A 26,715-nucleotide genomic window follows, 5' to 3' on the forward strand; every position below is an offset into this window, starting at 1 on the left:
CTGCATTCCGCCGCGCGGGACACCGCGCGATTGCGTTCGTGCCATCAGGCACGTAGCCTCACCGTCTCAACAAACAGAAAATCAAAGCCGGAGAGAACGCCATGGCGCGCCTGAAGTTCGGAGCCTTCCTTGCCCCGCATCACCCGATCGGGGAGCATCCGATGCTCCAGTTCCGGCGCGATCTCGAGCTGGTCGAGCAGCTCGATGCGCTCGGCTACGACGAGTTCTGGTGCGGCGAGCATCATTCCTCGGGCTGGGAGATGATCGCCTCGCCCGAGATGTTCCTGGCTGCGGCCGGCGAGCGCACCAAGCGGATCAAGCTCGGCACCGGCGTGGTGTCGCTGCCCTATCACCATCCCTACAACGTCGCCCAGCGCATGGTGCAGCTCGACCACATGACCGGCGGCCGCGCCATCTTCGGCTCCGGCCCCGGCGCGCTCGCCTCCGACGCACACACGCTCGGCATCGACCCGATGACGCAGCGCGACCGGCAAGACGAGGCCATCGGCGTCATCCGCCGGCTCTTCAACGGTGAGCGCGTCACGGCCAAGAGCGACTGGTTCACCATGAACGATGCCGCGCTGCAGATCCTGCCGCTGCAGGAAGAGATGCCGTTCGTCGTGGCCTCGCAGATCTCGCCCTCCGGCATGACGCTCGCCGGCAAATACGGCTGCGGCATCATCTCGCTGGGCTCGATGACGACACAGGGCCTGATGTCGCTACAGCAGCAATGGCAGTTCGCCGAGGACGCTGCGAAGAAGCACGGCACCAAGGTGAACCGCGCCGACTGGCGCGTGCTCTTGACCTTCCACATCGCCGAGACCCGCGAGCAGGCGCGCAAGGAAGCCGGCGCCGGGCTGATGCGCTGGCACAACGAGTATAATGTCGGCACGCTGCAGCGGCCGGGCCTGACCGCGTTCTCCTCGCCGGATGAAGCCGTGGACAAGACCGCCTTCGTCGAGGGCGCGGCGTCCACCATCGGCACGCCCGACGATCTCGTCAAAACCGTCAAGAACGTGATGCAGGTCTCCGGCGGCGTCGGCGCCATCATCGGCTTCGTGCACGACTGGGCCAATCCGGAGGCGACGCGCCGCAGCTGGGATATGGTTGCGCGCTACGTCGTGCCCGAGATCAACGGCTATATCGACGGCCTGCGCAGGTCGCAAAAATTCGTGATCGAGAACCGCGCCATCTTCGAGCGTGCAGGCCAGGCCGTGATGGCCAAGATCATGGAGAACGAGAAGGCCGCCGAGGCGCTGAAGGTGACCGGCCCCGGCCGCGTCGCCATCCCCGCCGTCAACGCCCCGGATCTGCAGAAGGAAGCGGCGAAGCGGTAGGATGCCAGCTCTCTCTACTCGTCGTCCCGGACAAGCGCGCCCAAAGCGCGCGCAGATCCGGGACCCATAACCACAGCATAGGGTTTGGCGAAGATTGCTAACCACTATCTCGCACACTCCCTGTGGCTATGGGTCCCCGCCTACGCGGGGACGACATCCGAGGTAAATTGCACCACCAAGCGTCGCATCATCGCGGCCAGATCGTGCTATGTTCGCGGAGCCTGCCAACCGGAGCAATCGTCATGTCGATGCAGAATGTGGCCGCAACGGCGCCCGACTACACCGCGCCCAAGCGCAACGCCCTGACGCACATTCCCGGCGACGAGGGATGGCCGATCATCGGCAAGACCTTCCAGGTGCTGGCCGATCCCAAGGGCCACATCGAGGCGAACGGCGCCAAATATGGCCCGGTCTACCGCACCCATGTGTTCGGCGAGACCAATGTCGTGCTGCTCGGGCCCGAGGCCAACGAGCTGGTGATGTTCGACCAGCAAAAGCTGTTCTCCTCGACCCACGGCTGGAACAAGGTGCTCGGCCTGTTGTTTCCGCGCGGATTGATGCTGCTCGATTTCGACGAGCACCGGCTGCACCGCAAGGCGCTGTCGGTCGCGTTCAAGTCCGGGCCGATGAAATCCTACCTGGCCGATCTCGACCGCGGCATCTCCGCGCGGGTCGCGCAGTGGAAGGCCAAGCCCGGCGAGATGCAGCTCTACCCCGCGATGAAGCAGCTCACGCTGGATCTCGCTGCGGCGTCCTTCCTCGGCGCCGATATCGGGCCGGAGGTCGACGAGATCAACCGCGCCTTCGTCGACATGGTCGCCGCCGCGGTCGCCCCGATCCGCCGTCCCCTGCCCGGCACCCAGATGGCCGCCGGCGTCAGGGGGCGCAAACGCATCGTCGCCTATTTCCGCGAACAGATCCCGCTTCGCCGCGGCAATCATGGCGGCGATGATCTGTTCTCGCAGCTGTGCCGCGCCACCCATGAGGACGGCGCGCTACTCTCCGAGCAGGACATCATCGACCATATGAGCTTCCTGATGATGGCGGCGCACGACACGCTGACTTCGTCGCTGACCTCCTTCATCGGCGAACTCGCTGCCAATCCGGACTGGCAGGACAGGCTGCGCGCGGAAGTCCTCGCGCTCGGGCTCGCGCCGGGCGCGCCGAGCAGCTTCGACGATCTCGAAAAGATGCCGCTGTCCGAGATGGCGTTCAAGGAAGCGCTGCGGATCAAGCCGCCGGTGCCTTCGATGCCGCGCCGCGCCATGCGCAATTTCACTTTCAAGGGTTTTACGATTCCCGCCGGCACCGCGGTCGGCGTCAATCCGCTCTATACCCATCACATGAAGGATATCTGGCCGGAGCCGGATCGTTTCGATCCCTTGCGCTTCACCGAGGAAGCGCAGCGCAATCGCCACCGCTTCGCCTGGGTCCCGTTCGGCGGCGGCGCGCATATGTGCCTCGGCCTGCACTTCGCCTACATGCAGGCAAAATGCTTCGCGCGGCACTTCTTGCAGAACATCGAGGTATCGCTGGAGCCCGGCTACAAGCCGGACTGGCAGATGTGGCCGATCCCGAAGCCGCGGGACGGGCTAAGAGTGCGGGTGAAGGCGGTCTGATTTTCTCGTGTCCCGGACGCGCGAAGCGCGAGCCGGGACCCGGAATGCTGCGATCGAGTCGGTGGAGACATGGGCCCCGGCTCTGCAGCGCACCGCACCGGACGATGCTTCGCATCGCCGGGGACGCTGCGCTGCGTCCGGGGCACGAGATCTCGTAGGGTGGGCAAAGGCGCGGAGCGCCGTGCCCACGGTTCGTCGCGATGAAGAATTCGTGGGCACGCTTCGCTTTGCCCACCCTACGGCACCGTCGCCCGGAGCGACTACGCCCCCTGATCGAACGCCTTGCGCAAGGCCACATAGCCCTGCTGCTGCTGGCTCCAGTTGCGGCCGCCGGTCATGGCGCCGTCGACGACGAGATCGTGCCCGTTGATGAAGCTGGATTCGTCGCTGGCCAGGAACACCGCGGCCTGGGCGATGTCATCGGGAAGGCCCGCGCGCGGGATCGGCTGGGCGGTCTTGTAGACCTCGCGCATCACCGCCGGCGTCTTCTCCGCAGCATCGGTCGAGAGTCCGAGCGCCTTGCCGAAAATGCCGGTCGCGATCGCGCCCGGCGAGATCGCGTTGACGCGCACGTTGGACTCGCCGAGCTCCATCGCCACGCATTTGGTGAGATGGATCACCGCCGCCTTGGCCGCGCTATAGACCATCGAGGACGAGAACCCGGCGAGGCGGCCGGCGATGCTGCCATTGTTGATGATGCTGCCGCTCCCCTGCCTCTTCATGTGGGGCGCGGCGTGCTTCATGCCGAGCATGACGCTGCGCACCAGCGTCGCCATCGCCGCATCGAAGCGCTCGACCTCGAGGCCTTCGATGCCGCCGGTCTGCGCCGGGCCGCCGGCATTGTTGAACAGGCAGTCGATCCGGCCGAACTTGTCCACGGCGAGCGCGATCAGCGCCTGCATCTGGTCTTCGAGCGTCACGTCGGTCTGGCGGAAGATGCAGTTGGCGCCGAGCTGCTTGGCCAGGGCTTCGCCCTCCGGTAGACGCCGCCCCGCGATCACAATTTTGGCACCTTCGGCAACGAAGACTTCCGCAGTGCGCAATCCGATCCCGCTCGTCGCCCCCGTAATCACCGCAACCTTGCCGTCCAGCCTGCCCATGGAATGTTCCTGTTTTCGAACGATTTGACGCCAAATGGCGAACATCGGCCGCTGCCATCGCCGCGGACGCCACTATCCCTGCCTGCCTCCGACAAGGCAAGCTATGCTTGTGCGGACGGGATGCGTAACATCTTCACAGGTCGCTCGATTTTCGAACGCATATCGCAACTGGGCTGCGCATGGGGAAGTTGATCGACGAATTCCGTAGGGGTTGGCAGGGTGCGGCGCCGCCATCGCTCGGTCTGAGCATTGCGTTTGCGGTGGCCTGCCTGCTGATTGCCACGCTGACGCGCTGGGCCCTCGCGCATGTGCGGCCCGACGTCTACTTCACTCCCTACTTCCCGGCCGTGTTCTTCGCCGCCGCGTTCGGGGGCTTCCGGATCGGAATCGTGACAGCGCTGGTCGGCGGCATGCTCGGCGTCGTGGTGAATTTCGGCGATGCCTTTGCCGATCGGGCGCGATTTGCCCTGCTGGCACTCTATTGGGCGGTCTGTGCGCTCACCATCTGGGGCGTCGAGCACTATCGCACCATGCTGGCGGAGCAGCGCCGGATCTCCAAGCGCCTGATCGAGGAAGAAGATTATCGCAAGCTGCTGGTCGACGAGCTCCAGCACCGGCTGAAGAACAAGCTGTCGACGGTGCACGCCGTGCTGCACCAGGTGCTGCACGACCACCCGCAGGTCTGGGCCCGGGTCGATCCTCGGTTGCGCTCGCTGGCCGCGACCGACGATCTGATCTCGCGGATCGACAAGGCGGGCTGTGACATCCGCGACCTCCTGATCTCGGAGCTCGGCCCCTACGGCCACGTCCGCTTCACCCTCAATGGCGACCGCCTGTTCCTGCCGCCGAAGCTCGCGGTCACGCTCTCATTGATGTTTCACGAGCTGGCCACCAATGCGGGCAAGTACGGCGCGTTCTCCGCGCCGCGCGGTCTGCTGCAGGTGTCATGGACCGTCAGCGATGACCGCCTGATCATCACCTGGGACGAGACAGAGGGTCCGAGCGTGGACAAGGTGTCCGAGCCCGGCTTCGGCACCAAGCTGTTGAAATCGGCACTGTCGTCCTTCGATGGCAGGACCGAGATCTCTTACTTGAAGACCGGGCTGCATTGCATCATGCAGTGCCGCATCCCCCGAAGCGAATAGCATCGCGCGTCAGGCGAAAGCCGGCCCGCGCACCCGCCCGCAGTTTCGCACGGGCCGTTGACCCTCTGTTAATGACGATCGTCGGCGCGCGTCGCAACGTCGCAAAACACCCCCGTATTTCTCCGTACCCCTTAACCAAACTTAAGAGGGAACTGCGCATGATTGCGTGCATTGCAGGCGCGCTGAAACAACAAGATTCATGACTTCTATGAACGACAACCAATATTCCGGCGCGACTGAAGCCGAGCTCGGTTTTCTCAAGGAAATCGTTAGAATGCTGCCGGCCGGCCTGACCGTGCAGGATGCGCATGGCGAGCTTCTGCTGGTTAACGATGCCGCGGCCGCGCAGCTCGGCATGGATGGCAGCCGTCCCTCACCCGATCTTGCGCCGCGCCGCGAAGCCTGCCGCCAGGCGCTGAGCGCCGGCCAGGCTGTCGTCACCGAGGAGGCGCTTCACGGCGGCGCTGCGCGCCAGGTGCTGCTCACGACCCATCGTCCCGTTCGCCTCGCCGGACGCGAGCTGCTGATCTCGGCGTCCTCCGACATTACCGAGCAGAAGAATTTCGAGGATCAGCTGTTCCGCTCGGCCTATTTCGACGAGCTGACGGGATTGCCCTCGCGGCGCGTGATCGAACATCACGCCAACAATCTGCTGGCGGAGAATGGCGGCGGCGAGCGTTTCGCGCTGGCCTTCCTCGACGTCGACAATTTCAAGCACATCAACGACTATTACGGCCACGCCGTCGGCGATGCGCTGCTGGTCGAGCTGTCGAAGCGGCTCGGGCGCGACTTGCGCGATTCCGACATGCTGTCGCGCATCTCCGGCGACGAATTCCTGCTGCTGCTCTCCCCGATCCAGAGCCAGGAGGAAGTCGCCGAGTTCATGCAGTCGACGCTGGAGCGGCTGACGGCGCCGTTCTTCATCGACCATTCGGAACTCTTCGCCTCCACCTCGGTCGGCATCAGCCTCTATCCCGATCACGGCCGCAGCTTCGAGACACTGCGCCAGAATGCCGACATCGCGATGTACCGCATCAAGAACGACGGCAAGGGATTGGCAGCCTTCTTCGATTCCAGCATGGAGCGCGAGGCGCTGGCGCGGATGAAGATCGAACAGTCGCTGCGGCTCGCCATCCTGGAAAAGCGTTTCTGCTGCGCCTTCCAGTCCAAGGTCGACATCCGCACCCAGGCTGTGAAGGGCATCGAGGCCCTGGTGCGCTTGCGCGACGACGAAGGCGTGATCCAGGCGCCGGGATCGTTCATCAATCTTGCCAGCGAGCTCGGGCTGATCGACGAATTGACCCATCTCGTGCTCGCCGAAATCGTCAAATCGATCGACCTGATCAACGAGACGTTCGGCGCGGAAGCGACCATCAGCATCAACGTCGCGGCCAAGCAGGCCGGCAACCCCGAATTCATGCGCAGCTTCGCGCGGGCGCTCGACGACACCGGCTTTCCGCAGCGCTTCATGATCGAGGTGACCGAAGACGCCTTCGTCGCCAAGAATCATTTCCAGGACGAGATCCTGCCGATGTTCCGCAAGCTCGGCGTCGGCATCTCGATCGACGATTTCGGCACCGGCTATTCCTCGCTCTCGGCGCTGGCCGACATCACCGCCGACGAGATCAAGATCGACCGCTCCTTCATCACCGACATCCATAAGCGCCCGCGCAGCCAGGGCATCCTGCGCGCGATCGAATCCTTGAGCGAAGCGCTCGGCATGACCGTGATCGCCGAAGGCCTCGAATCCTACGAGGAGCTCGCTTATCTGCAGGCCGCGACCAAGATCCGCTACGCGCAGGGCTATTATTTCTCGCGCCCGATCTTTTTGGAGGAGTTGAAGCTGGCAACGCCCGTGTCCAGCGAGTCGCGCGCCAGCGTCGCAAACCGCCCGCACCAGCAGAACCGCCAGGGCTATTCGCGGGCGAGCGGGTATCGAAGGTAGGGGCGCGAGCGCTGCAACACATACCGCTGTCGTCCCGGGGCGCGAAGCGAACCCGGGACCCATAACCACAGGGTGTGGTTTGGCGCGAAGACGGTCACTCCGAGTCCCCCGTTATCACATCTCCCTGTGGCTATGGGTCCCGGATCGGCGCTTCGCTTGTCCGGGACGACAGCGGAGTATGGGGCACAATCCAATTCCCCCTTTGAAATTGCTGCCCTTTTGCTAATACACAGGCAGACTTCCCCCGGGATATGTCATGTCCGCCTCTTCCGCCTCGATCAGCGATCCCGCCTATCTCCGTGCGCGCGCGATGGAAACGCTGTTCGAGCGGCTGGAGAAGCTCTGCGAGGGCGCGATCGCGATCGACCGCGGCGGACGCGTCGTCTACGTCAATGAAAAATATCTCGCGGCGCTCGGTCTCAAACGGACCAGTGAGGCAATCGGCCGGCCGATCGAGGAGGTCATCCCCAACAGCCTGATGCGCAAGGTGGCCGAGACCGGCGAGCCGATCCTGCTCGACATCATGGAGCTCGGCGGAGAGCAGCTCGTCGTCACGCGCATGCCGATCGAGGACGAGAACGGCACGGTGATCGGCGCGATCGGCTTCGTGCTCTACGACCATCTCGAAAGCCTGAAACCTCTGCTCGCCCGCGTCGCCCAGCTCGAGAGCGATCTGCGGCTGGCGCGGCGGCAATTGTCCAACGCCCGCGCGGCGCGCTTCACTTTCGCCGACTATGTCGGCACCACGCCTGGAATCGCGCAGGCCAAGCAGCTTGCAAGCCGCGCGGCGCGGCAGAGCGTCACCGTGCTGCTCACCGGCGAGACCGGAACGGGCAAGGAGATGCTGGCGCAGGCGATTCACAATGCCTCCTCGCGTGCGGAGAAGCCGTTCGTCAGCGTCAATGTCGCCGCGATTCCCGACACGCTGATCGAGTCGGAGTTCTTCGGCACGGCGCCCGGCGCCTATACCGGCGCCGACCGCAGGGGACGCGAAGGAAAATTCCGCATCGCCGACGGCGGTACGCTGTTCCTCGACGAGATCGGCGAGATGCCGCTGCAATTGCAGGCCAAGCTGTTGCGCGTGCTGCAGGAGCGCGAGATCGAGCCGCTCGGCTCGGACAAGATCTCCAGGGTCGACGTGCGCGTGGTCGCCGCGACCAATGTCGATTTGCGCAAGCGCGTCAGCGACGGCGCGTTCCGGCCCGATCTCTATTACCGGCTGAACGTGCTCTCGATCGACCTGCCGCCGCTGCGGCAATGCCTGGATGATCTCCCCGACATCTGCGCCCGGCTGCTCGAGGACATCAGCGCCTCCGGCGATTACGTCAAGGCAAAGATCACGCCGAGCGCGCTTTCCGCGCTGGCGCGCTATGACTGGCCGGGCAACGTCCGCGAGCTCCGCAACATCCTGGAGCGGGCGCTGATCCTGAGCGATTCCGGCCGGCTGACCGGCGAAGATGTCGCCCGCATTCTTCCCGTCGGCACCGACGTCAGGCCCACAGCATCCGAGCGCCCGGCCGGAGCGGTGGTGCCCTATGCCGAAGCCGAGGCCGAGTTCGAGAAGCATACGCTCGAACGGGCGCTCACCGCCAGCAACGGCCAGATCTCCGAGGCCGCCAAAATGCTGCGGATCTCGCGCGCAACCTTCTACAAGAAGCTCGCCAAGTTCGGCCTCGCCCCAGGGTCGGCCTCCGTCTGAGTTTCGAGACACGAACGTGTCCGGAGTCTCGGATTCCGGACACGGCGCTGCGCCGCTGGTTCCGCCAGCAACGGCGAGATTTGCCGTGATTTCAGCCAATTTGCGCAAACCTTCCGCATCTGGCGCGGACCTTGCTCTTCGCTTTGCACAATGACGCATGCTGCACATGCGCATTTGCAACCAGGGAGGACGCAAGATGAGTGAAGCGATCTCGGTCCATCAGCTTCAGGCGAGACAGCCCTCGCACGTCACGGTCGCCACCGCGAGCCTGATCGGCACGGCCATCGAGTGGTACGACTTCTTCCTCTACGGCACCGCCGCGGCGCTGATCTTCAACAAGCTGTTCTTTCCGACCTTCGATCCCATGATGGGGACGCTGCTGGCGTTCGCGACCTATGCGCTCGGCTTCATCGCGCGCCCGCTCGGCGGCGTCGTGTTCGGGCACTACGGCGACAAGATCGGCCGCAAGACCATGCTCTATCTGACGCTGCTGATCATGGGCGTGGCGACCGCCGCGATCGGATTCCTGCCGACCTACGAGACCGCCGGCATCTGGGCCGCGGTCCTGCTCGTCACCTGCCGCCTGATCCAGGGCTTTGGCCTCGGCGGCGAATGGGGCGGCGCGGTGCTGATGGCGGTCGAGCACGCGCCCGCGGACAAGAAGGGCTTTTACGGCAGCTGGCCGCAGTTAGGGGCGCCGCTCGGCCTCGTGCTCGGCACGCTGGTGTTCTCGGTGGTATCGGCGATGCTGACCGACGCCCAGCTGCTTGCCTGGGGCTGGCGCATCCCGTTCCTGTTCTCGATCGCGCTGGTGCTGGTCGGCCTGTGGATCCGCTTCACCATCGCGGAATCCCCCGAGTTCCAGAAGGTCAAGGACACCAAGCAGGAAGTGAAGATGCCGATCCTCGAGGCGATCAGGATGTATCCCAAGAACATCCTGCTCGCGATGGGCGCGCGCTTCGCCGAGAACGGCTTCTTCTACATCTACGCGACCTTCGTGCTCGCCTATGCCACGCAGTCGCTCGGCATGAACAAGCAGGACATGCTCAACGGCGTGCTGATCGGCGCGGCGATCGAGACCTTCACCATCCCGGCCTTCGGTGCGCTCTCCGACCGGCTCGGGCGGCGGCCGATCTACATTTTCGGCGCGGTGTTCTCGGCGCTGATGTCGTTCCCGCTGTTCACGCTGCTGGCGACCAGGAACCCGCAATATGCCTGGATCGCGATCGTGCTCGGCCTCGCGATCGGGCATGCCGCGATGTACGGCCCGCAGGCGAGCTTCCTGTCGGAGCTGTTCGGCACCAAGGTGCGTTATAGCGGCGTCTCGCTCGGCTACAATCTGGCCTCGATCTTCGCCGGCGCACTGTCGCCGCTGATCGCGACGGGATTGATGACGGCCTATGCGCCGGCGACCTGGCCGATCTCGCTCTACATGATCGCGCTGGCGCTGATCACCATCGTGTCGGTCTATTTCGCCACCGAAACACGCAAGATAGTTCAGGGCTGAACGTCCGGATCACCTCGTCCATCGCGAGGAGCAGCCTGTTCCAGGGTCGCTCCTCGCGATAGGATCAAGCAACAACGGCATACGGTCGAAGGGATCGGGAGGAACGCCGTGAGCCATCACCCAGCTCTGCCTTACCTACGCAATTCCGAGAAGGGCAAGGTCGTCACCGCGGCCGAAGCGGTCATGCTGATCCGTGACGGCGACACGGTCGCGACCGGCGGCTTCGTCGGAATCGGCTTTGCCGAGGAGATCGCGATCGCGCTGGAGGAGCTCTATCTCTCCCACGAGGGCGATGCCCCCTATACGCAGGGCAAGCCGCGCAATCTGACGCTGGTCTATGCGGCGGGCCAGGGCGACGGCAAGAATCGCGGCCTCAACCATTTCGCGCATGAAGGCCTGGTCCGCCGCGTGATCGGCGGACATTGGGGGCTTGCGCCAAAATTGCAGCAGCTCGCGATCGCGGGTCAGATCGAGGCCTATAATTTGCCGCAGGGCGTCATCACACACCTGTTCCGCGACATCGCCGCGCACCGGCCCGGCCACGTCACCCGCGTCGGCATGGGCACCTTCGTCGACCCCCGGCAGGGCGGCGGCAAGCTGAACGCGCGTACCACCGAGGACATGGTGGAGCTGATCACGCTACGCGGCGAAGAGTGCCTGCTTTACAAGACGTTCCCGATCAACGTCGGGATCATCCGCGCCACGACAGGCGATCCCGACGGCAACCTCACCATGGAGAAGGAGGCGCTGACGCTGGAAGCGCTCGCCATCGCCATGGCAGCGCATAATTCCGGCGGCATCGTCATTGCCCAGGTTGAACGCGTCGCCGAGGCCGGCAGTCTCAATCCGCGCCAAGTCAAGATTCCCGGCATCCTCGTCGACTGCGTCGTGGTGGCAAGGCCCGAGAACCATTGGCAGACCTTTGGCACGCAATACAATCCGGCCTTCTCCAGCGAGATCCGTGTCCGCGCCGCATCGCTGCCGGTGATGCCGGTCAGCGAGCGCAAGATCATCGCTCGGCGGGCCGCTCTCGAGCTCAAGGCCAACAGCGTCGTCAATCTCGGCATCGGCATGCCCGAGGGGATTGCCTCGGTCGCCAACGAGGAGCGAATCATCGACCTCATCACGCTGACGGCGGAGCCGGGCGTGATCGGCGGCATTCCCGCGAGCGGCATCGATTTCGGCGCGGCAATCAACACGCAGGCGGTGATCGACCAGCCCTATCAGTTCGACTTCTACGACGGCGGCGGCTTGGACGCCGCCTTCCTCGGGCTCGCCCAGGTCGATCGCGCCGGCAACCTCAATGTCAGCAAGTTCGGGCCGAAGCTCGCAGGCGCCGGTGGCTTCATCAACATCAGCCAGAACGCCAAGGAGGTCATCTTCGTCGGCACCTTCGGCGCGGGCAAGCAACGCATCGCGGTGAACGACGGCAAGCTCGTCATTCTCGACGAGGCGAAATCACGCAAATTCGTCGACCGCGTCGAGCACGTCACCTTCAGCGGCCCGTTCGCGGCCGCGCGCAAGCAGCGCACGCTGTATGTCACCGAGCGTTGCGTGTTCGAGCTCAGGCCGGACGGGCTCGAGCTCACCGAAGTCGCACCTGGCATCGACATCCAGCGCGACATTTTGCGGCTGATGGATTTCAAGCCGCTGATCCCGCGCGAGCCCGCATTGATGGACGACCGCATCTTCCGCGAGGGTCTGATGGAATTGCGCGAGCGCCTGCTCACCATCCCGCTCGACCAGCGCTTCACGCTGGACGAGCAGCAGAACCTGTTCTTCGTCAATCTGGAGCGCTATCCGCTGCGCAGCAAGGCCGAGATCGACGCCATCGCCGAGATCGTCGAGAGCCGTTTGGCGCCGCTCGGCCGCCGGGTCTACGCCATCGTCAATTATGACAATTTTTCCATCCTGCCGGAGCTGATGGACGAATATTCCGCGATGGTGCGCAGCCTCGTCGATCGCTTCTATTCCGGCGTGTCACGCTACACCACGTCGGGCTTCCTGCGCATCAAGCTCGGCGAAGCCCTGGAGCGGCGCGGCGTCGCGCCGCACATTTTCGAAAGCGCTGATGAGGCGCAGTCGGATCGGCGTCGGGCCGAGGGAGCCGGCGATGCGCGGCGAGCCCAAAAATGATGCATGCTCGCAAGGCCGATGCGCTCGGCCGGAAGGTTCAATTGCAATGTTCGTAGCGTTGTGCAAATCGCTGTTACCGAGAAACTCTAAATCAGGAGGGACCATCGTGCGTCGATCACTCATCATAACAACAACCATTCTCGCACTCGCTGCGGGCACCTCCGCACAGGCCGACGATCTCAAGGTCGCGCTGATCTACGGCAAGACCGGTCCGCTCGAGGCCTACGCCAAGCAGACCGAGACCGGCCTGAAAATGGGCTTTGAATACGCCACCAAGGGCACGATGACCCTCGACGGTCGCAAGATCGTCATCATCACCAAGGACGACCAGGGCAAGCCGGATCTCTCGAAGGCCGCGCTCGCCGAAGCCTATCAGGACGACAAGGCCGACATCGCGATCGGCACGACCTCGTCGGCCGCGGCGCTCGCCATTCTCCCGGTCGCCGAGGAGAACAAGAAGATCCTGATCATCGAGCCCGCAGTCGCGGACCAGATTACCGGCGAGAAGTGGAATCGCTACATCTTCCGCACCGCGCGCAACTCCTCGCAGGACGCGATCTCGAATGCGGTCGCGATCGGCAAGCAGGGCGTCACCGTCGCAACGCTGGCGCAGGACTATGCGTTCGGCCGCGATGGCGTCGCCGCCTTCAAGGAGGCACTCGCCAAGACCGGCGCGACGCTCGCTGCCGAAGAATATGCCCCGACCTCGACCACCGACTTCACCGCAGTCGGCCAGCGCCTGTTCGACGCACTGAAGGACAAGCCGGGCCGCAAGGTCATCTGGGTGATCTGGGCCGGCGCCGGCAATCCGCTGGCCAAGCTGCAGGACATGGACCCGAAGCGCTACGGCATCGAGCTCTCCACCGGCGGCAACATCCTGCCGGCGCTCGCCGCCTATAAGGGCCTGCCCGGCATGGAGGGCGCGACCTATTATTTCTACGAGATCCCGAAGAACCCGGTGAACGACTGGCTCGTCGCCGAGCACCAGAAGCGCTTCAACGCGCCGCCGGACTTCTTCACCGCGGGCGGCTTTGCCGCCGCGATGTCCGTCGTCGCCGCCGTCACCAAGGCGAAGTCGACCGACAGCGAGAAGCTGATCACCGCGATGGAGGGCCTGGAGTTCGACACGCCGAAGGGCAAGATGGTGTTCCGGAAAGAAGACCATCAGGCGCTGCAGAGCATGTACGCCTTCAAGGTCAAGGTCGATCCGAACGTCGCCTGGGCCGTGCTCGAGCCGGTGCGCGAGCTGAAGATCGAGGACATGGACGTTCCCGTTCGCAACAAGCGCTGAGTTTGTCCGCGCTGCCCTCTTCTTCACCTCTCCCGCTCTTGTCCGCCGAAGCCTTGGCGAAGGCGGATGCGGGAGAGGCCGGGAGAGGGCTCTGTCCTCTCGGGGTTTCCCGCCTGCGGAGACACCCTCTCCCCAGCCCTCCCCCGCAAGCGGGGGAGGGGAGCCGACTGTCATCGCGGACATCTCCACGTTTCCATTGCCAGACTCGATTGAATTCGAATGACGCTCACCCTCGAAACTCGCGACCTCACCATCCGCTTCGGCGGCCATGTTGCGGTCAACAGCGTGACCTGCACGTTCCGTCCGGGCGAGCTCACCGCGATCGTCGGGCCGAACGGCGCCGGCAAGACCACCTATTTCAACCTGATCTCGGGTCAGCTGCGCGCCTCGAACGGCAGCATCCTGTTTGGCGACACCGACATCACCCAGCACTCCGCGCCGATGCGCACCCGCGCGGGCCTCGGACGCGCATTCCAACTGACAAATCTCTTTCCGAACCTCACCGTGGAAGAGAACGTGCGCCTCGCCGTGCAAGCGGCGAACGGCACCCATTACGACATGTTGCGGCCCTGGATGGTGCGCCGCGACCTGATCGCACGCGCCGACGCCATTCTCGAGCAGGTCGCGCTCGGCAGCCGCCGCGGCGTCGCCGCGACCGCGCTGTCGCACGGCGACCAGCGCAAGCTGGAGGTCGCCCTGATGATCGCGCTGGAACCGAAGGTCTTCATGTTCGACGAGCCGACCGCCGGCATGAGCATCGACGAGGTGCCTGTGGTGCTCAACCTGATCGCGCAGCTCAAGCAGGACAGAAGCAAGATCATCCTGCTGGTCGAGCACAAGATGGACGTGGTGCGCTCGCTCGCCGACCGCATCATCGTGCTGCATAACGGGCAACTTGTTGCGGATGGTCCGCCGGCTGAGGTGATTGCCTCGCCGATCGTGCAGGAAGCCTATCTCGGCGTCGCGCCCAAGACTGGAGAGGGTACCGCATGACCGACCTGCTCAAACTCTCCGGCGTCCACACCCATATCGGCCGCTATCACATCCTCCAGGGCATCGACCTCGCGGTCCCGCAGGGGCAGACCACGATGCTGCTCGGGCGCAACGGCGCCGGCAAGACCACGACGCTGCGCACCATCATGGGACTGTGGCAGGCGTCCAGCGGCGAGATCAGCCTCTCCGGCGATCGCATCGAGAGCCGCGCGACGCCGGACATCGCAAGGCTCGGCGTCGGCTACGTGCCGGAGAGCATGGCGGTATTCTCCGATCTCACCGTGAAGGAAAACCTGGTGCTGGCGGCGCGCGACGGCCCGCTCGACGACACCCAGCTCGACTGGATTTTCGGCTTCTTCCCGGCGCTGCGCCGGTTCTGGCTGTCGCGCGCGGGAAGCCTCTCCGGTGGCCAGAAACAGATGCTCTCGATCGCGCGCGCCATCATCGAGCCGCGCAAGCTCTTGCTGATCGACGAGCCGACCAAGGGGCTGGCGCCGGCTATCGTGATGGCGCTGATCGAGTGCCTGAAGGAGATCAAGCGCAAGGGCGCGACGATCCTCCTGGTCGAGCAGAATTTCTTTGCCGCCCGCGAGCTCGGCGACAACGTGCTCGTGATGGACAACGGCACCATCGTCCATCGCGGCGAGATGGCGGCGCTCGCCGCCGACGTGCCGCTGCAGGAGCGGCTGCTCGGCCTGAGCCTGGAGACGCATCAGTGACTGACCTTGCTGCAACCGATCCGCTGCCGAAGCCGAAGCGCGATATCGCGCCGATCCTGCTGCCGGTCGCGCTCGCTCTCGTGACGATCCCCCTGATCGGCTCGCCCAGCACCTGGCTGACGCTCACCGCCGCAAGCCTTGCCATGGGCATGATGATCTTCATCATGGCCTCGGGGCTGACCCTGGTGTTCGGCCTGATGGACGTGCTCAATTTCGGCCACGGCGCGTTCATCGCCGTCGGCGCCTATGTCGCGACCCTGGTGCTGGCGCCGTTCGCAGCCTCCATTCAGGCGGATTCGCTCTGGATGAACCTCGCGGTGCTGGCGCCGGCCGCGCTGCTCTCGATGGCCGTGTCGGGCGCCCTTGGCCTCGTCGTCGAGCGCGTGCTGATCCTGCCGGTCTACGGCCAGCACCTGAAGCAGATCCTGATGACGACCGGCGGCCTGATCGTCGCCGAGCAGACGCTCTATGCCCTCTGGGGGCCACAGATCATCCCGATGCCGCTGCCGGCGTCGCTGCGCGGCTCCTTCATCCTCGGCGACGTCGCGATCGCCAAATACCGCGTGCTGGCGATGCTGATCGGCCTTGCCGTCTTCATCGCGATCCAGCTGGTGCTCAACCGCACCAAGCTCGGGCTCCTGATCCGCGCCGGCGTCGAGAACCGCGAGATGGTGGAAGCGCTCGGCTATCGCATCCGCCGGCTGTTCCTCGGCGTATTCATGACGGGATCGGCGCTGGCCGGCCTCGGCGGCGTGATGTGGGCGCTCTATCGCGAGCAGGTCCATGCCTCCATGAGCGACGACCTCACCGTGCTGATCTTCATCGTCGTCATCATCGGCGGCCTCGGCTCGATCGGTGGCTGCTTCATCGGTGCGATCCTCGTGGCCATGGTCGCCAATTACGGCGGCTTCCTGATGCCGAAGCTCGCCCTCGTCTCCAACATCCTGCTGATGGTCGCCATTCTGATGTGGCGGCCGCGCGGCCTCTATGCGGTGACCAGCCGATGATGATCCTGTCAGGCGATCCGCCGCGTAGCCGAATCCTCACGCTCGTTCTCGTCGTCATCATCCTGGCGCTGGCGGCGACGCCGTTCCTGTTTCCGGGGGCCAAGGCAATGAACGTCGCAGCCAAAATCTGCGTCTTCGCCGCGCTGGTCGCCTCCTACGACCTCCTGCTTGGCTATACCGGCTCGGTTTCGTTCGCCCACACCATGTTCTACGGCATCGGCAGCTACGCGATCGCCATCGCGCTGTACGGGTTGGGCCCGAATTGGGCCGCGGTCGCCACCGGCATCGTGGTCGGACTGCCGCTCGCGGCGCTGCTCGCGCTCGCCATCGGGCTGTTTTCGCTGCGGGTCGCCGCGATCTTCTTTGCCATGATCACGCTGGCGGTCGCCTCCGCCTTCCAGGTGCTGGCTTCGCAGCTGTCCTGGCTGACCGGCGGCGAGGACGGGCGCAGCTTTCAGCTGCCCGAGCTGCTGCGGCCCGGCACGGTGCTGATCCCAAAGAGCCTGGTCGGCTTCGAGATCAACGGCCGGATCCTGACCTTCTACCTGGTATTCGCCATCTCGGCGCTGATGATCCTCGCACTGCTGCGCGTCGTGAACTCGCCGTTCGGGCGCGTGCTGCAGGCGATCCGCGAGAACCGTTTTCGCGCCGAGGCGCTCGGTTTCCGCACGGTGTTCCACCTGACCTATGCCAACTGCATCGCCGCGCTGGTCGCTGCCAGCGCCGGCATCCTGAATGCACTGTGGCTACGCTATGCCGGTCCCGATACTTCGCTCAGCTTCTCGATCATGCTGGACATCCTGCTGATGGTCGTGATCGGCGGCATGGGCACGATCCACGGCGCGATTATCGGCGCCACCATCTTCATCCTCGCCCAGAACTATTTGCAGTCGCTGATGGGCGTCGCCTCCACGGCGGCGTCGGAGGCCGGCCTGCCGCTGCTGCCGGGTCTGCTGCATCCCGACCGCTGGCTGCTGTGGCTCGGCCTGCTGTTCATCGCCAGCGTCTATTTCTTCCCGACCGGCGTGGTCGGACGGCTGCGCAATCCCGCTGGCGACAAGAGCGCAGGCAGCCCGCATTAAGCCGCGATTAATGATGCAGTGCGGCGATTGCTACGCCTGCCGCACAACCCTGACGCGTTTCGCGCTCCGCTGCATACGGACGCGATTGTGCAACTGGATTAATGCTTAGGTAACTGGCTTTCCTAAGGTTTAGGCCATTTGTGCGGTGTATTCGTGTTCCTCCAGGGAGGGGGAATGCGCCAAGTCTTTTCCACGGTGGCAGCCGGAATGTCTCGAGCCGCAAGGAACGGCTGGGAGGCCTTGGCGCGGCGTGGTCCTGTCCTGTGGCTGACCCTGTGCGGCGTGTTGCTGGTCGCGGGCATCTTCGGTGTGACAGCCATGGCCGTCGGCGAATTTCGCGAGCGCACCCTGGCCAACCGCGAACGCGAGCTGGAAAACACGGTCCAACTGATCGCCCGGCACTTTGATCAGCAATTCGAGGATTCCGACGTCGTCGCCGCCGATCTGATCGGGCAGATGAACCTGGTGGAGGTCACCTCGCCGGCAATGTTCCGCGAGCGCATGTCCGGCCCCGCGGCGAACCAGATGCTGCGCAGCAAGATCAGTTCGGTGTCCTATCTCGGCGATATCGCCATCTACGATGCCGATGGCGACCTCATCAGCTGGTCGCGGCCCCACCCGCTGCCCAAGATCAACGTTTCGTCACGGGCCTACTTTCAGACCTTCAAGACGAATCCGCAGTCCGAACCGGTGCTGCTGGAATCCGTCCGCAGCTTCATCATCAACAAATGGACCACGATCGTCGCCCGCCGGTTGACCGGCGCGGACGGCACCTTCCTCGGCGCGATGGTCCGCCGGATCGATCCGGACAGCTACCAGCACTATTTCGCGTCTGTCGCGCTGGCCGAGGGGACGGCCATCTCGCTGTTCGATCGCGAAGGTAAGATGCTGGCGCGCTATCCGCATCTCGAAGAGCTGATCGGCAGAAACTTCAAGGACGCGCCGCTGATGCAGAAGGTGCTGGCCAATGGCGGCCAGCAGACGCTCCGCGGCAGGAGTCCGGTCGACGGCGAAGAGCGGCTCGGATCGGCGGCGTCGCTGACGCATTTCCCGCTGGTCATCATCGCCACCAACACCACGGCCGCGGCGCTGGCCGACTGGCGGCAGCAGACAGGCTTCATGGTGACGACCGCCGCGCTTTCGGCTGCCGTGATCGCGCTGATCCTCTATCTGATCATCCGCCTGATCAACCGGCAGAACCGCGAAGCGCAGGAACGGCTGGAAGCGGAGCGGCTGCGGCTCGACACCGCCTTGAACAACATGACGCAGGGGCTGATCCTCTACGACGCGAGCGGCACCATCGTCACCTGCAACCGACGCTACGCCGACATGTTCGGCCTCTCCCACGACGTCATCAAGCCCGGCTGCCACATCCGCGAGGCGATGTATCATCGCAAGGAGCGCGGCGCGTTCGACGGTGACGTCGAGGAATTCTGTGCTGACGTCATGAGGGTCGTCGCCGAAGGCACGGTCTCCGCGCGAATTCATCAACTGGCCAATGGCCGCGCCTTCCAGGTCATCAACACTCCGCTCGCCCAGGGCGGCTGGGTCGCCACGATCGAAGACATCACCGATCGCCGCCACCTGGAACAGGAGCGCGATCGCAACCACACCTTCCTGCGCGAGATCATCGACCATATCCCCTCGCGGATCACCGTGAAGGACGCCCGGACACGGCGCTACCTCCTGGCCAACCAGGTGGCCGAGGAACAGCTCGGCGAAACCCCGGAGACGATCGTCGGCAAGAGCGCGTTCGACCTTTACCCGACGGAAGACGCCGAGATCATCACCCGGGATGACGACAAGCTGCTGCAATCGCCGAACGGCCTGTTCCTGGATGAGCACATCTGGAATACCCCGGCCACCGGACGGCGCTATATCACTTCGACCCGGATCGGTATCCGCGACAAGTCCGGCGAGCCGCGCTACATCATCAATGTCGTCGAGGACGTCACCGAGCGACGGCGCGCCCACGAGAAGATCGCGCATATGGCGCATTACGATGCGCTGACCGACCTGCCGAACCGCACGCTGTTCCGCGAGCAGATCGAACGCGAGCTGGCGAAGGTCGGAGATCAGTTCGCGCTGCTCTACATCGATGTCGACGAGTTCAAGGGCATCAACGATTCGCTCGGCCACCACGTCGGCGACGAGCTGTTGAAGGCGATCGCGGGCCGCCTCCGTGGCTGCCTCAAGCACGGCGATCTCATCGCGCGACTCGGCGGCGACGAGTTTGCCGTTATCCAGACCGGGATCCAATCCTCGGCCGAGGTGCTGTCCTTCGTGACCCGGATCTACCAGGCGATCCGGCAGCCCTATCATTGTCTCGGCCATCAGCTCTCCACGGATGCGAGCATCGGAATCGCGCTTGCGCCGCAGGACGGTGCAGATCTCGACCAGCTCATCAAGAACGCCGACCTCGCGATGTACGGCGCCAAGGCCGAGGGACGCCGCACCCACCGCTTCTTCGAGCCGGAGATGGATGCGAGCGCCAGGGCGCGCCTGAGCATGGAGCAGGATCTGCGCCAGGCCCTGGTGAACGGCGGCTTCGAGATTCACTATCAGCCGCTGGTCGACCTGCGCACCAACGACGTGTCGGGCTGCGAGGCGCTGCTGCGCTGGCGCCATCCCGATCGCGGCATGGTATCGCCGGCCGAGTTCATTCCCGTCGCCGAGGACACCGGCCTGATCAACGAGCTCGGTGATTGGGTGCTGCGCATGGCCTGCAACGAGGCCGCGACCTGGCCGTCGCATGTGCGCGTAGCGGTCAACGTGTCGCCGGTGCAACTCAAATGCGACACGCTGGCGCTGCGCATCGCGGGCGCGCTCGCCGCCTCCGGGCTGGACCCGCGCCGGCTCGAGCTCGAGATCACCGAGGCCGTGCTGATCCGCGACGACGAAGCTGCGCTCTCGATCCTGCACCAGCTCCGCTCGATCGGCGTGCGCATCGCGCTCGACGATTTCGGCACCGGCTACTCCTCGCTCAGCTATCTCAAGCGCTTCCCGTTCGACAAGATCAAGATCGACCGCTGCTTCGTCGCCGACATCGCGGAGACGAGCGGCGCACCCGTCATCGTGCAGGCGGTGGTGAACATCGCAGCCGCCAGCAGCATGACCACGGTCGCCGAAGGGGTCGAGACCGAGGCGCAACGCGAGCTGCTGCGCGCGCTCGGCTGCACGCAGATGCAGGGCTACCTGTTCAGCCCGCCGAAGCCGGCCAGCGAGGTGCGGAAACTGTTCGGTTCGGGCGATGGCTTGCCCGGAGCCTTGCCGGTGGCGGCGGTGGCCTGATGGCGAAGCCAGCGAAGACGTCAAGCAAGACGTCGGCCAAGACCGTCGATGTCGCGGATTCCTATGCCGTGCGGCTGATGCAGCATCTGGTGGTGCCGACCTTCGTGATCGACCCCAAGCGCCGCGTCGTGATCTGGAACAGGGCCTGCGAGCGGTTGACCGGCCTCGCCGCCTCGGAGGTGATCGGCACCAACAAGCACTGGCAGGCCTTCTACGAGACCAGGCGTCCCTGCCTTGCCGACCTCGTCGCGCTCGACCGCCCCGAGCGGCTACCGGAGTTCTATTCCGAATATGCCGCGCGCGGCCATAACGGGCTCGGCTTTTCCGCGGAAAACTGGTGCACGATGCCGAAGCTTGGCAGCCAGCTCTATCTCGCCATCGACGCCGGTCCGATCCACGACGAAGCCGGCCATCTGATCGCGGTGGTGGAGACGCTGCGCGATCTCACCGACCAGAAGCGCGCCGAGATGGCGCTGAAGGAGCTCGCCACCAAGGACGGCCTGACCGGCCTGTCGAACCGGCGCTCGTTCGACCAGATGCTGATGAGCGAATGGGCCCGCGCCCACCGCACGCAGAAGCCGCTGGCGCTGCTGTTCGCCGACGTCGATCATTTCAAGCTGTTCAATGACCACCACGGCCACCAGACCGGCGACGAATGCCTGCGCGCGGTCGCCTCCGTCGTCAGCCGGCACGCCGTGCGCCCGCTCGATCTCGCCAGCCGCTACGGCGGCGAGGAGTTCGCGCTGATCCTTCCGGACCTGGATTGCGACAGCGCCTGCGTCATCGCCGATGAAATCCGCTGCGCCGTCATGGCCTTGCAGATCGCCCACGGCGCCGTGGGCGCCGGCGATCACGTCACCCTCAGCGTCGGCGTCGCCAGCCATATTCCGGGTGCAGCCGACGGTGGCGGGCCCGACCGGCTGCTGGGCGCGGCCGACGAGGCTCTCTATGTGGCCAAACGCCTCGGCCGCAACCGCGTCATCTGCGCCGAAAGGGTGCTCGCCGAATTCGCAAGCCTTGGTAGGGAGGCCGCAGCGGTTCCGGCGCCCGTCCAGCGCAAAACCGCTTAAAGCGCAATGTGGCGAGAACCGGTTGCCCGCCCCGCGCCAATCGGCTAAATGAGCGAGCACTGCACCCGTAGCTCAGCTGGATAGAGCGTTGCCCTCCGAAGGCAAAGGTCACACGTTCGAATCGTGTCGGGTGCGCCAGTATGTATAGGGGTTTTTCGAGTTATTGCTCTGACGCCGAATCCGTCGGGTAAGCAATAGGTAAGCACCCTCTCCTCTTTCGCGCCCTCGTCCCCCTTCGAAATTTTTATGGCGAAGTACCCCCACTAGTTTGGGGCCCCACTCCCCTTCTCTGCGAGCAGCAAAAAGCGAATTGCCGAGCCGCTCTCACCTGAGACGGCGAACTTATTCCAACCGCTTCCTACGTCGCCTTCGATAGGGGCGCAGCCTACGGCTGCCCTCCCGAACGGTGAAGGAAACCGCCGTCTGCACGCCAAGCTCCTCCATGATCTCATTCAGGGACGTGATCAGCGGCTTGGTGAGGTCCCGCCCAATTCTCCGGTCGCCCTCTTCGCATCGCAAGCCATTGGCAATCAGTGAACCTACCGACTGGCCGCCTCCTTCCGAGTGCCGATTGAGATAGTCGCCAGCAGGATAGCAGGTGACGCCGTCCGGACCGTAAACCCACACGTACGAGGAGGACTCGGAGCGCTCCGTCATCTTGCCGATCTGCTCCGGCAGCTTTGGGTCCTTTGCAGAGTGATCCCACTTCGCCTGGGCGAGCATCCCCTTGCTTACGTCCTTCCGATCTTCCGGGATAACAGCCACCGAAATATACACGTCGGCACCCACCTTCCCTTCGAGCGCTCCGCGGCCCTGAGCCGGGAAGTCCCGCACCTCTACTTGGACGTTCAGATCTCCGACATCCATCTTCTTGATCGTGTGCTCGATCGCACCCGCGATCTTCGAGGTGAGCTGCGGCTCCTGAGTGAGCGCCTCATAATGTCCCTCCACGACCTCCGAAACGATGGCGTCGACGGCTTGCTCGATTGCCTGGAAGACGTGCTCTTTTTCTTCGTCCGTTGCCATAATGCCCCCACCCAACACTACACGCAGGACGGGTATCCTGTCAGCGGACATTCTTGCGATTTCACAAACAGTTTGCGGCACGTCGGCGCATACTCAAACCGACTATGCCGAATACACTGGATCCAATGCGTCGGGAGACAATCTCGATAAGCGAGATTGTAACGCTACTCAGTCACCATCCTGAGCGATCGAGTGGAGCCGATCCAAGATCTCGGAAGGCTTGAGAGCCAAATCGACTGTCACGAACCGGATATCATGGCCCTGGATGGTGAATGTCTCATCCACATCATGGTCGAGCGCGGGATAGAGCAGCACGCCTTCCGCCCTGTCGCACAGGGGTCCGCGGCCCCGTTGAGAGAGAAGATAAGCGTAGATCTGATAGATGTTGGCGCTTTTGAGCTTGTCCTTGTCGGCAATGCCTTTCGCGAGAATGCTGGTGAACTTGGTATCGATGACGATCCTGCGGTCCTGCCTTCTGTCCAGGATGATGTCAGGCTTCATTCCCGGCAACAGCGCCACATCGCCGGATCGGCCCGGCTCCAGCTGCCAGCTCTGATAATTCTGCTCCCGCACGGTCCAGCCATCGGCGGCACGCAGATGATGCCGATAGAACCCGGTGACCCCCTTCTCGAAGATCTTTCGCAGGGTGATCTCGTCCCGCTTGAGCCGCGAGAGTTTCATGTCACCAGGCGTTTCGTTCGGCAGCAGCATTTCGAACGCGAGCCTAGCCGCGTTGATCATGAAGCGGTCTTCGGATTGATGGCTTCCGATCGTGTCTGCGGACATCTCCTGCTGCGTCGGCCGTGACGCTACAATGCCCAGCCGTCCGAGATCGTCGCCGAGCCGGCGGCAATCGGCGGCGACGGCATGATCCCGCACCCGTCCGGCGATCGCAATCAAAGCAGAGCGCACTAGTCGGTTTCGCGGCGTATCGAACGACAGTTCTTCGAACCGGCATGCGAGGCGCCCCCGCTGCAGATGCTGGCGGGACACCGTCTGCAACCAATCCACGCGCCCCCTGACCCGCGGAATGACGGCTTCCCTGCGCTGATAGCCACGCGACAGATTGGTCCTCAGCCGCCGCTTGACTAGCCTCACCAGCAGGCGCCCTAGAATATCGGCCAGCTCGACATCATCATCCGTGCCTACCCCGCACTGGCTCTCGAACTCGGCGAGACCGGACGCATAGACGAGCAACAGCCAGAGGTTCCGAATCGGAATGCCTTTTTGGCTCTGCCAGACCTGATTGGACATCTGCATCCGTCGCTACAGGCAGGCCTGCAGTGTCTTGACATGATCCTCCGCCTTCCCCCTTGCATCGTACCAATATTCCAGCAGCAACGGTTTGATCTCAGTCAGGATCACATTGCCGATCCATGTCTTCCAGCGCGCGGCATCCATGTTCTCAGCCGGCGTGAGAAAGCTGTGACCGACACTGAATTGAGCACCGAGCGACTGGTCCGCCGCAATGATCTCGTTCAACGCGACGATAGACTGCCTTATGGCCTGCAGCAGCTCATCCGGAGCGCCCCGCGCCTTGCAGTATTGCTGCCAGGCAGCTCCGAAATTGGGATTGAGATTCACGAATGCGAAGCGGCGCCGCAGCGCGAGATCGACCAGTGCCAGCGAACGGTCGGCGAGATTCATCGTGCCGACGACATAGAGATTCGGCGGCACATGAACACGCTCCGTCTGAGACATCGGATAGGCTAGCCGGAGCGCCTCGCTCTCGCTGCGCTTGTCCGCTTCTAGCAACGTGAGCAGCTCGCCGAAAATCTGCGCCGGGTTACCCCGATTGATCTCCTCAATCACCAGAACGTATGGCCTCGCGGGCTCTGCCTTCGCCGCTGCAACCGCTTCCAGGAAGGCGCCATCGACCAATTGCAGGCCGGTGGTTCCGTTCGGTCGGTAGCCGCGGACGAAATCCTCGTAGGATAGTGAGGGCTGGAACTGCACGGCCATCAATCGCGAAGGGTCTTTCTCGCCGATCAGTGCGTATCCCAGGCGCTTGGCGAGCCAGGTTTTGCCTGTTCCCGGAGGCCCCTGCAGAACTAGGTTCTTCTTCGTCTTCAGCAAGTCGATCGCTTGTTCGAGCGTCGCGCGCTCAAGGAAGCAGCCTTCATCGATAATGGCCTCAACCGTATAGGACGCTCCCGAGCTGGATTCTTCCGCGATCATCTCGGGAGCTGCGTCGTCCAGTGCCTCGGCCGCGACGTTGATCCGCCAGCGCTCCTCGAAATCCCGCGGCAGGGCGGATACATATTCCTGACCGTCATCAGTCAGATACAGACGGTTGATGCCCTGAACAGTTTCGGCTCTCACGAGACCGGTGACTCTGGCCCACGCGATGATGTGCGACCCCGGCATTGTCGTGGTCCAGGTCGGTACCAGCGATTGCAGCCATTTGGCCGCATCGGTCGTCCCCATCCCGTCGGGGCGGCGCGACAACTGAAGCAATAGATGCCCCATGCCGAAAACACGACCGACCAGCGGCGCGCGCAGCACTTCCGCTGGCTCGTTCGCGGTCAACAGTTCAAGGCCGCGCTGCGTCGGCCGGTACGCCCCGTCGACGAGATGAATGAGTCCTAGTCCGCCCGTGGCTTGCGAGATCACATTGGCGGCGCTGTTCGTGTTGAGCTGCGGCGCTTCCGACAGAATCACGCTTGCGAGGTCGTCCCGTGCAATCCCGTTCTCCGCTTCGCGGACGACCGCCACGAACACGCCGACCGCACCCTTCATGCAGGATAGGCTTCGCCGTTGAGCGGTTACAGGCAAAAGCGACAAGGGCGGTATGTCGCTTGCCTCCGGCTGCGCCGCCTCCACCGTCACCGCGCCTTCGTCGGGACGATTTAAATATCTATTCCAGAGAAACCACGCGAAGATCGACTGGTCGACCTCGCTGGCGATGTCAGGTGCGTTCCCGACCGCATCGCGGATCCGCTGGCGAAGCGCCGGGTGCTGGGCGATGAAGTCGCCGATCAGTCGCGGCGCACCGATCAGGCGTTGCGTGGCCCATACCCTGTTGGCATCCATCAGACAGGTCATGTCGCGCGGAAACATCGCCGCCATCAGCCGGACCAGGCGCGCCTTGGGCCTGCGCTTGGCGTGAGTCGGATAGACCTCAGCCAGAACGCGATCGAACATGTCTTGGAGCCTTTTCCCGCGCTCGGCGAGATCGCTCCCCATCACAGCGTCCCGCTGCTGAAGGAGGTGGTTCGAGATTGCAGCGTCCGAATATGCGCCTTCAACGGTGACCGCGGCTCCCGGCCCGATGCTCGATATCGGATTGGCGTCCCAGAGCCTGCTCTGGAATGCCGGATCGAGCCATTGCGTCGTGTCGGCAGTCCTCACCAGTTCGACATGGGCGACGTATTTTTGCCGCCACTCCACCGCCCACGGCTCGTCCCGGTAGGCGCGAAACGGCCCGTTGAACGCTTCGATCAATGCCTTGTCGTCAAATGAATCAACCATCTCGTCCGCCTTGATCTAGATGTCGAAAGTACACTGGCCGGCGTGTGTTACGTCACATTCCGCGCCATCGATTGCAGATGCAGCACTATTTCCTATTGCGTCTGTGCTTCAGAAGCTTGTGGCGAGCCTTTGCACGTTCGCGGGGCGGCGTTGAGCGCTTCGTCGGGTGGTGCTTGTGCTTCAGCTCCTGCAATCGGGCCCAATCCCTCTCGCGTTCGCCTGGGACTATTGCCCCGGCCACACCGCCTTCTTCCGCTTTGTTTGGTGTGCGTGCCTT

At 64.1% G+C, this 26,715-nt stretch carries 18 protein-coding genes and 1 tRNA gene; 15 read left to right on the forward strand and 4 right to left on the reverse strand.

The features are described 5' to 3' along the window. Positions 1-101 precede the first annotated feature (101 nt). Both XI04_RS23560 and XI04_RS23565 read left to right on the forward strand, forming a co-directional pair. The gene (locus XI04_RS23560) at positions 102-1,337 is read left to right on the forward strand and encodes an LLM class flavin-dependent oxidoreductase (protein WP_271610280.1); all 1,236 of its coding nucleotides are present in this window, start codon (positions 102-104) and stop codon (positions 1,335-1,337) included. A 242-nt stretch (positions 1,338-1,579) separates the two neighbouring features. After that, on the forward strand, positions 1,580-2,956 hold the full coding sequence (locus XI04_RS23565; protein WP_095424940.1) for a cytochrome P450: 1,377 nt from the start codon (positions 1,580-1,582) through the stop codon (positions 2,954-2,956). A 260-nt stretch (positions 2,957-3,216) separates the two neighbouring features. Here the strand turns inward: XI04_RS23565 and XI04_RS23570 are convergent, their stop codons facing one another. Continuing rightward, positions 3,217-4,056, reverse strand: a complete 840-nt coding sequence (locus XI04_RS23570; RefSeq protein WP_028139589.1) for an SDR family NAD(P)-dependent oxidoreductase — start codon at positions 4,054-4,056, stop codon at positions 3,217-3,219. Positions 4,057-4,235: 179 nt separating this feature from the next. Between XI04_RS23570 and XI04_RS23575 the strand changes: the two genes are divergently transcribed. From XI04_RS23575 to XI04_RS23635, 13 genes are all read left to right on the forward strand, one after another. After that, positions 4,236-5,201, forward strand: coding sequence for a sensor histidine kinase (locus XI04_RS23575; protein WP_028139588.1), 966 nt, complete (start codon positions 4,236-4,238; stop codon positions 5,199-5,201). Positions 5,202-5,409: 208 nt separating this feature from the next. Continuing rightward, positions 5,410-7,146 carry a putative bifunctional diguanylate cyclase/phosphodiesterase gene (locus XI04_RS23580; RefSeq protein ID WP_028139587.1) on the forward strand — a complete coding sequence of 579 codons (1,737 nt, stop codon included), beginning with the start codon at positions 5,410-5,412 and terminating at the stop codon, positions 7,144-7,146. A 256-nt stretch (positions 7,147-7,402) separates the two neighbouring features. Further along, complete coding sequence (locus XI04_RS23585; RefSeq protein ID WP_271610278.1) at positions 7,403-8,845, forward strand: sigma-54 interaction domain-containing protein; 1,443 nt, start codon at positions 7,403-7,405, stop codon at positions 8,843-8,845. Positions 8,846-9,041: 196 nt separating this feature from the next. Continuing rightward, positions 9,042-10,352, forward strand: coding sequence for an MFS transporter (locus tag XI04_RS23590; protein ID WP_049806626.1), 1,311 nt, complete (start codon positions 9,042-9,044; stop codon positions 10,350-10,352). 108 nt (positions 10,353-10,460) lie between these two features. Continuing rightward, positions 10,461-12,488, forward strand: coding sequence for an acyl CoA:acetate/3-ketoacid CoA transferase (locus tag XI04_RS23595; protein ID WP_028139584.1), 2,028 nt, complete (start codon positions 10,461-10,463; stop codon positions 12,486-12,488). A gap of 106 nt (positions 12,489-12,594) precedes the next feature. After that, complete coding sequence (locus XI04_RS23600; protein WP_038949383.1) at positions 12,595-13,779, forward strand: substrate-binding domain-containing protein; 1,185 nt, start codon at positions 12,595-12,597, stop codon at positions 13,777-13,779. Between the two features lie 219 nt (positions 13,780-13,998). Then, complete coding sequence (locus XI04_RS23605) at positions 13,999-14,772, forward strand: ABC transporter ATP-binding protein (protein WP_271610277.1); 774 nt, start codon at positions 13,999-14,001, stop codon at positions 14,770-14,772. Next, the gene (locus tag XI04_RS23610; RefSeq protein WP_038949385.1) at positions 14,769-15,491 is read left to right on the forward strand and encodes a branched-chain amino acid ABC transporter ATP-binding protein; all 723 of its coding nucleotides are present in this window, start codon (positions 14,769-14,771) and stop codon (positions 15,489-15,491) included. Before XI04_RS23605 ends, XI04_RS23610 begins: the two co-directional genes overlap by 4 nt. Beyond that, positions 15,488-16,498 (forward strand): branched-chain amino acid ABC transporter permease, encoded by a 1,011-nt coding sequence (locus tag XI04_RS23615; protein WP_028139580.1) that lies wholly within the window; start codon positions 15,488-15,490, stop codon positions 16,496-16,498. Before XI04_RS23610 ends, XI04_RS23615 begins: the two co-directional genes overlap by 4 nt. After that, on the forward strand, positions 16,495-17,580 hold the full coding sequence (locus XI04_RS23620) for a branched-chain amino acid ABC transporter permease (RefSeq protein WP_271610276.1): 1,086 nt from the start codon (positions 16,495-16,497) through the stop codon (positions 17,578-17,580). Before XI04_RS23615 ends, XI04_RS23620 begins: the two co-directional genes overlap by 4 nt. A 174-nt stretch (positions 17,581-17,754) precedes the next feature. After that, positions 17,755-20,871: a bifunctional diguanylate cyclase/phosphodiesterase gene (locus XI04_RS23625; protein WP_028139578.1), complete on the forward strand. Its 3,117-nt coding sequence runs from the start codon at positions 17,755-17,757 to the stop codon at positions 20,869-20,871. After that, the gene (locus XI04_RS23630; RefSeq protein ID WP_038970657.1) at positions 20,871-21,941 is read left to right on the forward strand and encodes a sensor domain-containing diguanylate cyclase; all 1,071 of its coding nucleotides are present in this window, start codon (positions 20,871-20,873) and stop codon (positions 21,939-21,941) included. The genes XI04_RS23625 and XI04_RS23630 overlap by 1 nt, the downstream gene beginning before the upstream one ends. Before the next feature lie 61 nt (positions 21,942-22,002). Then, positions 22,003-22,079, forward strand: a tRNA-Arg gene (locus XI04_RS23635). A gap of 204 nt (positions 22,080-22,283) precedes the next feature. On the opposite strand, the gene XI04_RS23640 is transcribed toward XI04_RS23635, so the two are convergent. The 3 genes from XI04_RS23640 to XI04_RS23650 form a co-directional block, all read right to left on the reverse strand. After that, positions 22,284-22,967 (reverse strand): hypothetical protein, encoded by a 684-nt coding sequence (locus XI04_RS23640; RefSeq protein ID WP_271623773.1) that lies wholly within the window; start codon positions 22,965-22,967, stop codon positions 22,284-22,286. 168 nt (positions 22,968-23,135) lie between these two features. Continuing rightward, positions 23,136-24,221, reverse strand: coding sequence for a 5-methylcytosine-specific restriction endonuclease system specificity protein McrC (gene mcrC / locus XI04_RS23645; RefSeq protein ID WP_271623774.1), 1,086 nt, complete (start codon positions 24,219-24,221; stop codon positions 23,136-23,138). Positions 24,222-24,233: 12 nt separating this feature from the next. Then, complete coding sequence (locus XI04_RS23650; RefSeq protein ID WP_271623775.1) at positions 24,234-26,438, reverse strand: McrB family protein; 2,205 nt, start codon at positions 26,436-26,438, stop codon at positions 24,234-24,236. Positions 26,439-26,715: the final 277 nt, after the last annotated feature.

The sequence above is a fragment of the Bradyrhizobium sp. CCBAU 11430 genome (assembly GCF_028128855.1).
Taxonomy (GTDB): domain Bacteria; phylum Pseudomonadota; class Alphaproteobacteria; order Rhizobiales; family Xanthobacteraceae; genus Bradyrhizobium; species Bradyrhizobium ottawaense.

Coding starts and splice junctions, on each gene's coding strand:
- XI04_RS23575 (WP_028139588.1), top strand. CDS start 4,236: ATGGGGAAGTTGATCGACGAATTCCGTAGGGGTTGGCAGGGTGCGGCG.
- XI04_RS23650 (WP_271623775.1), bottom strand. CDS start 26,438: ATGGTTGATTCATTTGACGACAAGGCATTGATCGAAGCGTTCAACGGG.
- XI04_RS23580 (WP_028139587.1), top strand. CDS start 5,410: ATGAACGACAACCAATATTCCGGCGCGACTGAAGCCGAGCTCGGTTTT.
- XI04_RS23610 (WP_038949385.1), top strand. CDS start 14,769: ATGACCGACCTGCTCAAACTCTCCGGCGTCCACACCCATATCGGCCGC.
- mcrC (WP_271623774.1), bottom strand. CDS start 24,221: ATGTCCAATCAGGTCTGGCAGAGCCAAAAAGGCATTCCGATTCGGAAC.
- XI04_RS23640 (WP_271623773.1), bottom strand. CDS start 22,967: ATGGCAACGGACGAAGAAAAAGAGCACGTCTTCCAGGCAATCGAGCAA.
- XI04_RS23625 (WP_028139578.1), top strand. CDS start 17,755: ATGCGCCAAGTCTTTTCCACGGTGGCAGCCGGAATGTCTCGAGCCGCA.
- XI04_RS23560 (WP_271610280.1), top strand. CDS start 102: ATGGCGCGCCTGAAGTTCGGAGCCTTCCTTGCCCCGCATCACCCGATC.
- XI04_RS23585 (WP_271610278.1), top strand. CDS start 7,403: ATGTCCGCCTCTTCCGCCTCGATCAGCGATCCCGCCTATCTCCGTGCG.
- XI04_RS23590 (WP_049806626.1), top strand. CDS start 9,042: ATGAGTGAAGCGATCTCGGTCCATCAGCTTCAGGCGAGACAGCCCTCG.
- XI04_RS23605 (WP_271610277.1), top strand. CDS start 13,999: ATGACGCTCACCCTCGAAACTCGCGACCTCACCATCCGCTTCGGCGGC.
- XI04_RS23620 (WP_271610276.1), top strand. CDS start 16,495: ATGATGATCCTGTCAGGCGATCCGCCGCGTAGCCGAATCCTCACGCTC.
- XI04_RS23565 (WP_095424940.1), top strand. CDS start 1,580: ATGTCGATGCAGAATGTGGCCGCAACGGCGCCCGACTACACCGCGCCC.
- XI04_RS23570 (WP_028139589.1), bottom strand. CDS start 4,056: ATGGGCAGGCTGGACGGCAAGGTTGCGGTGATTACGGGGGCGACGAGC.
- XI04_RS23630 (WP_038970657.1), top strand. CDS start 20,871: ATGGCGAAGCCAGCGAAGACGTCAAGCAAGACGTCGGCCAAGACCGTC.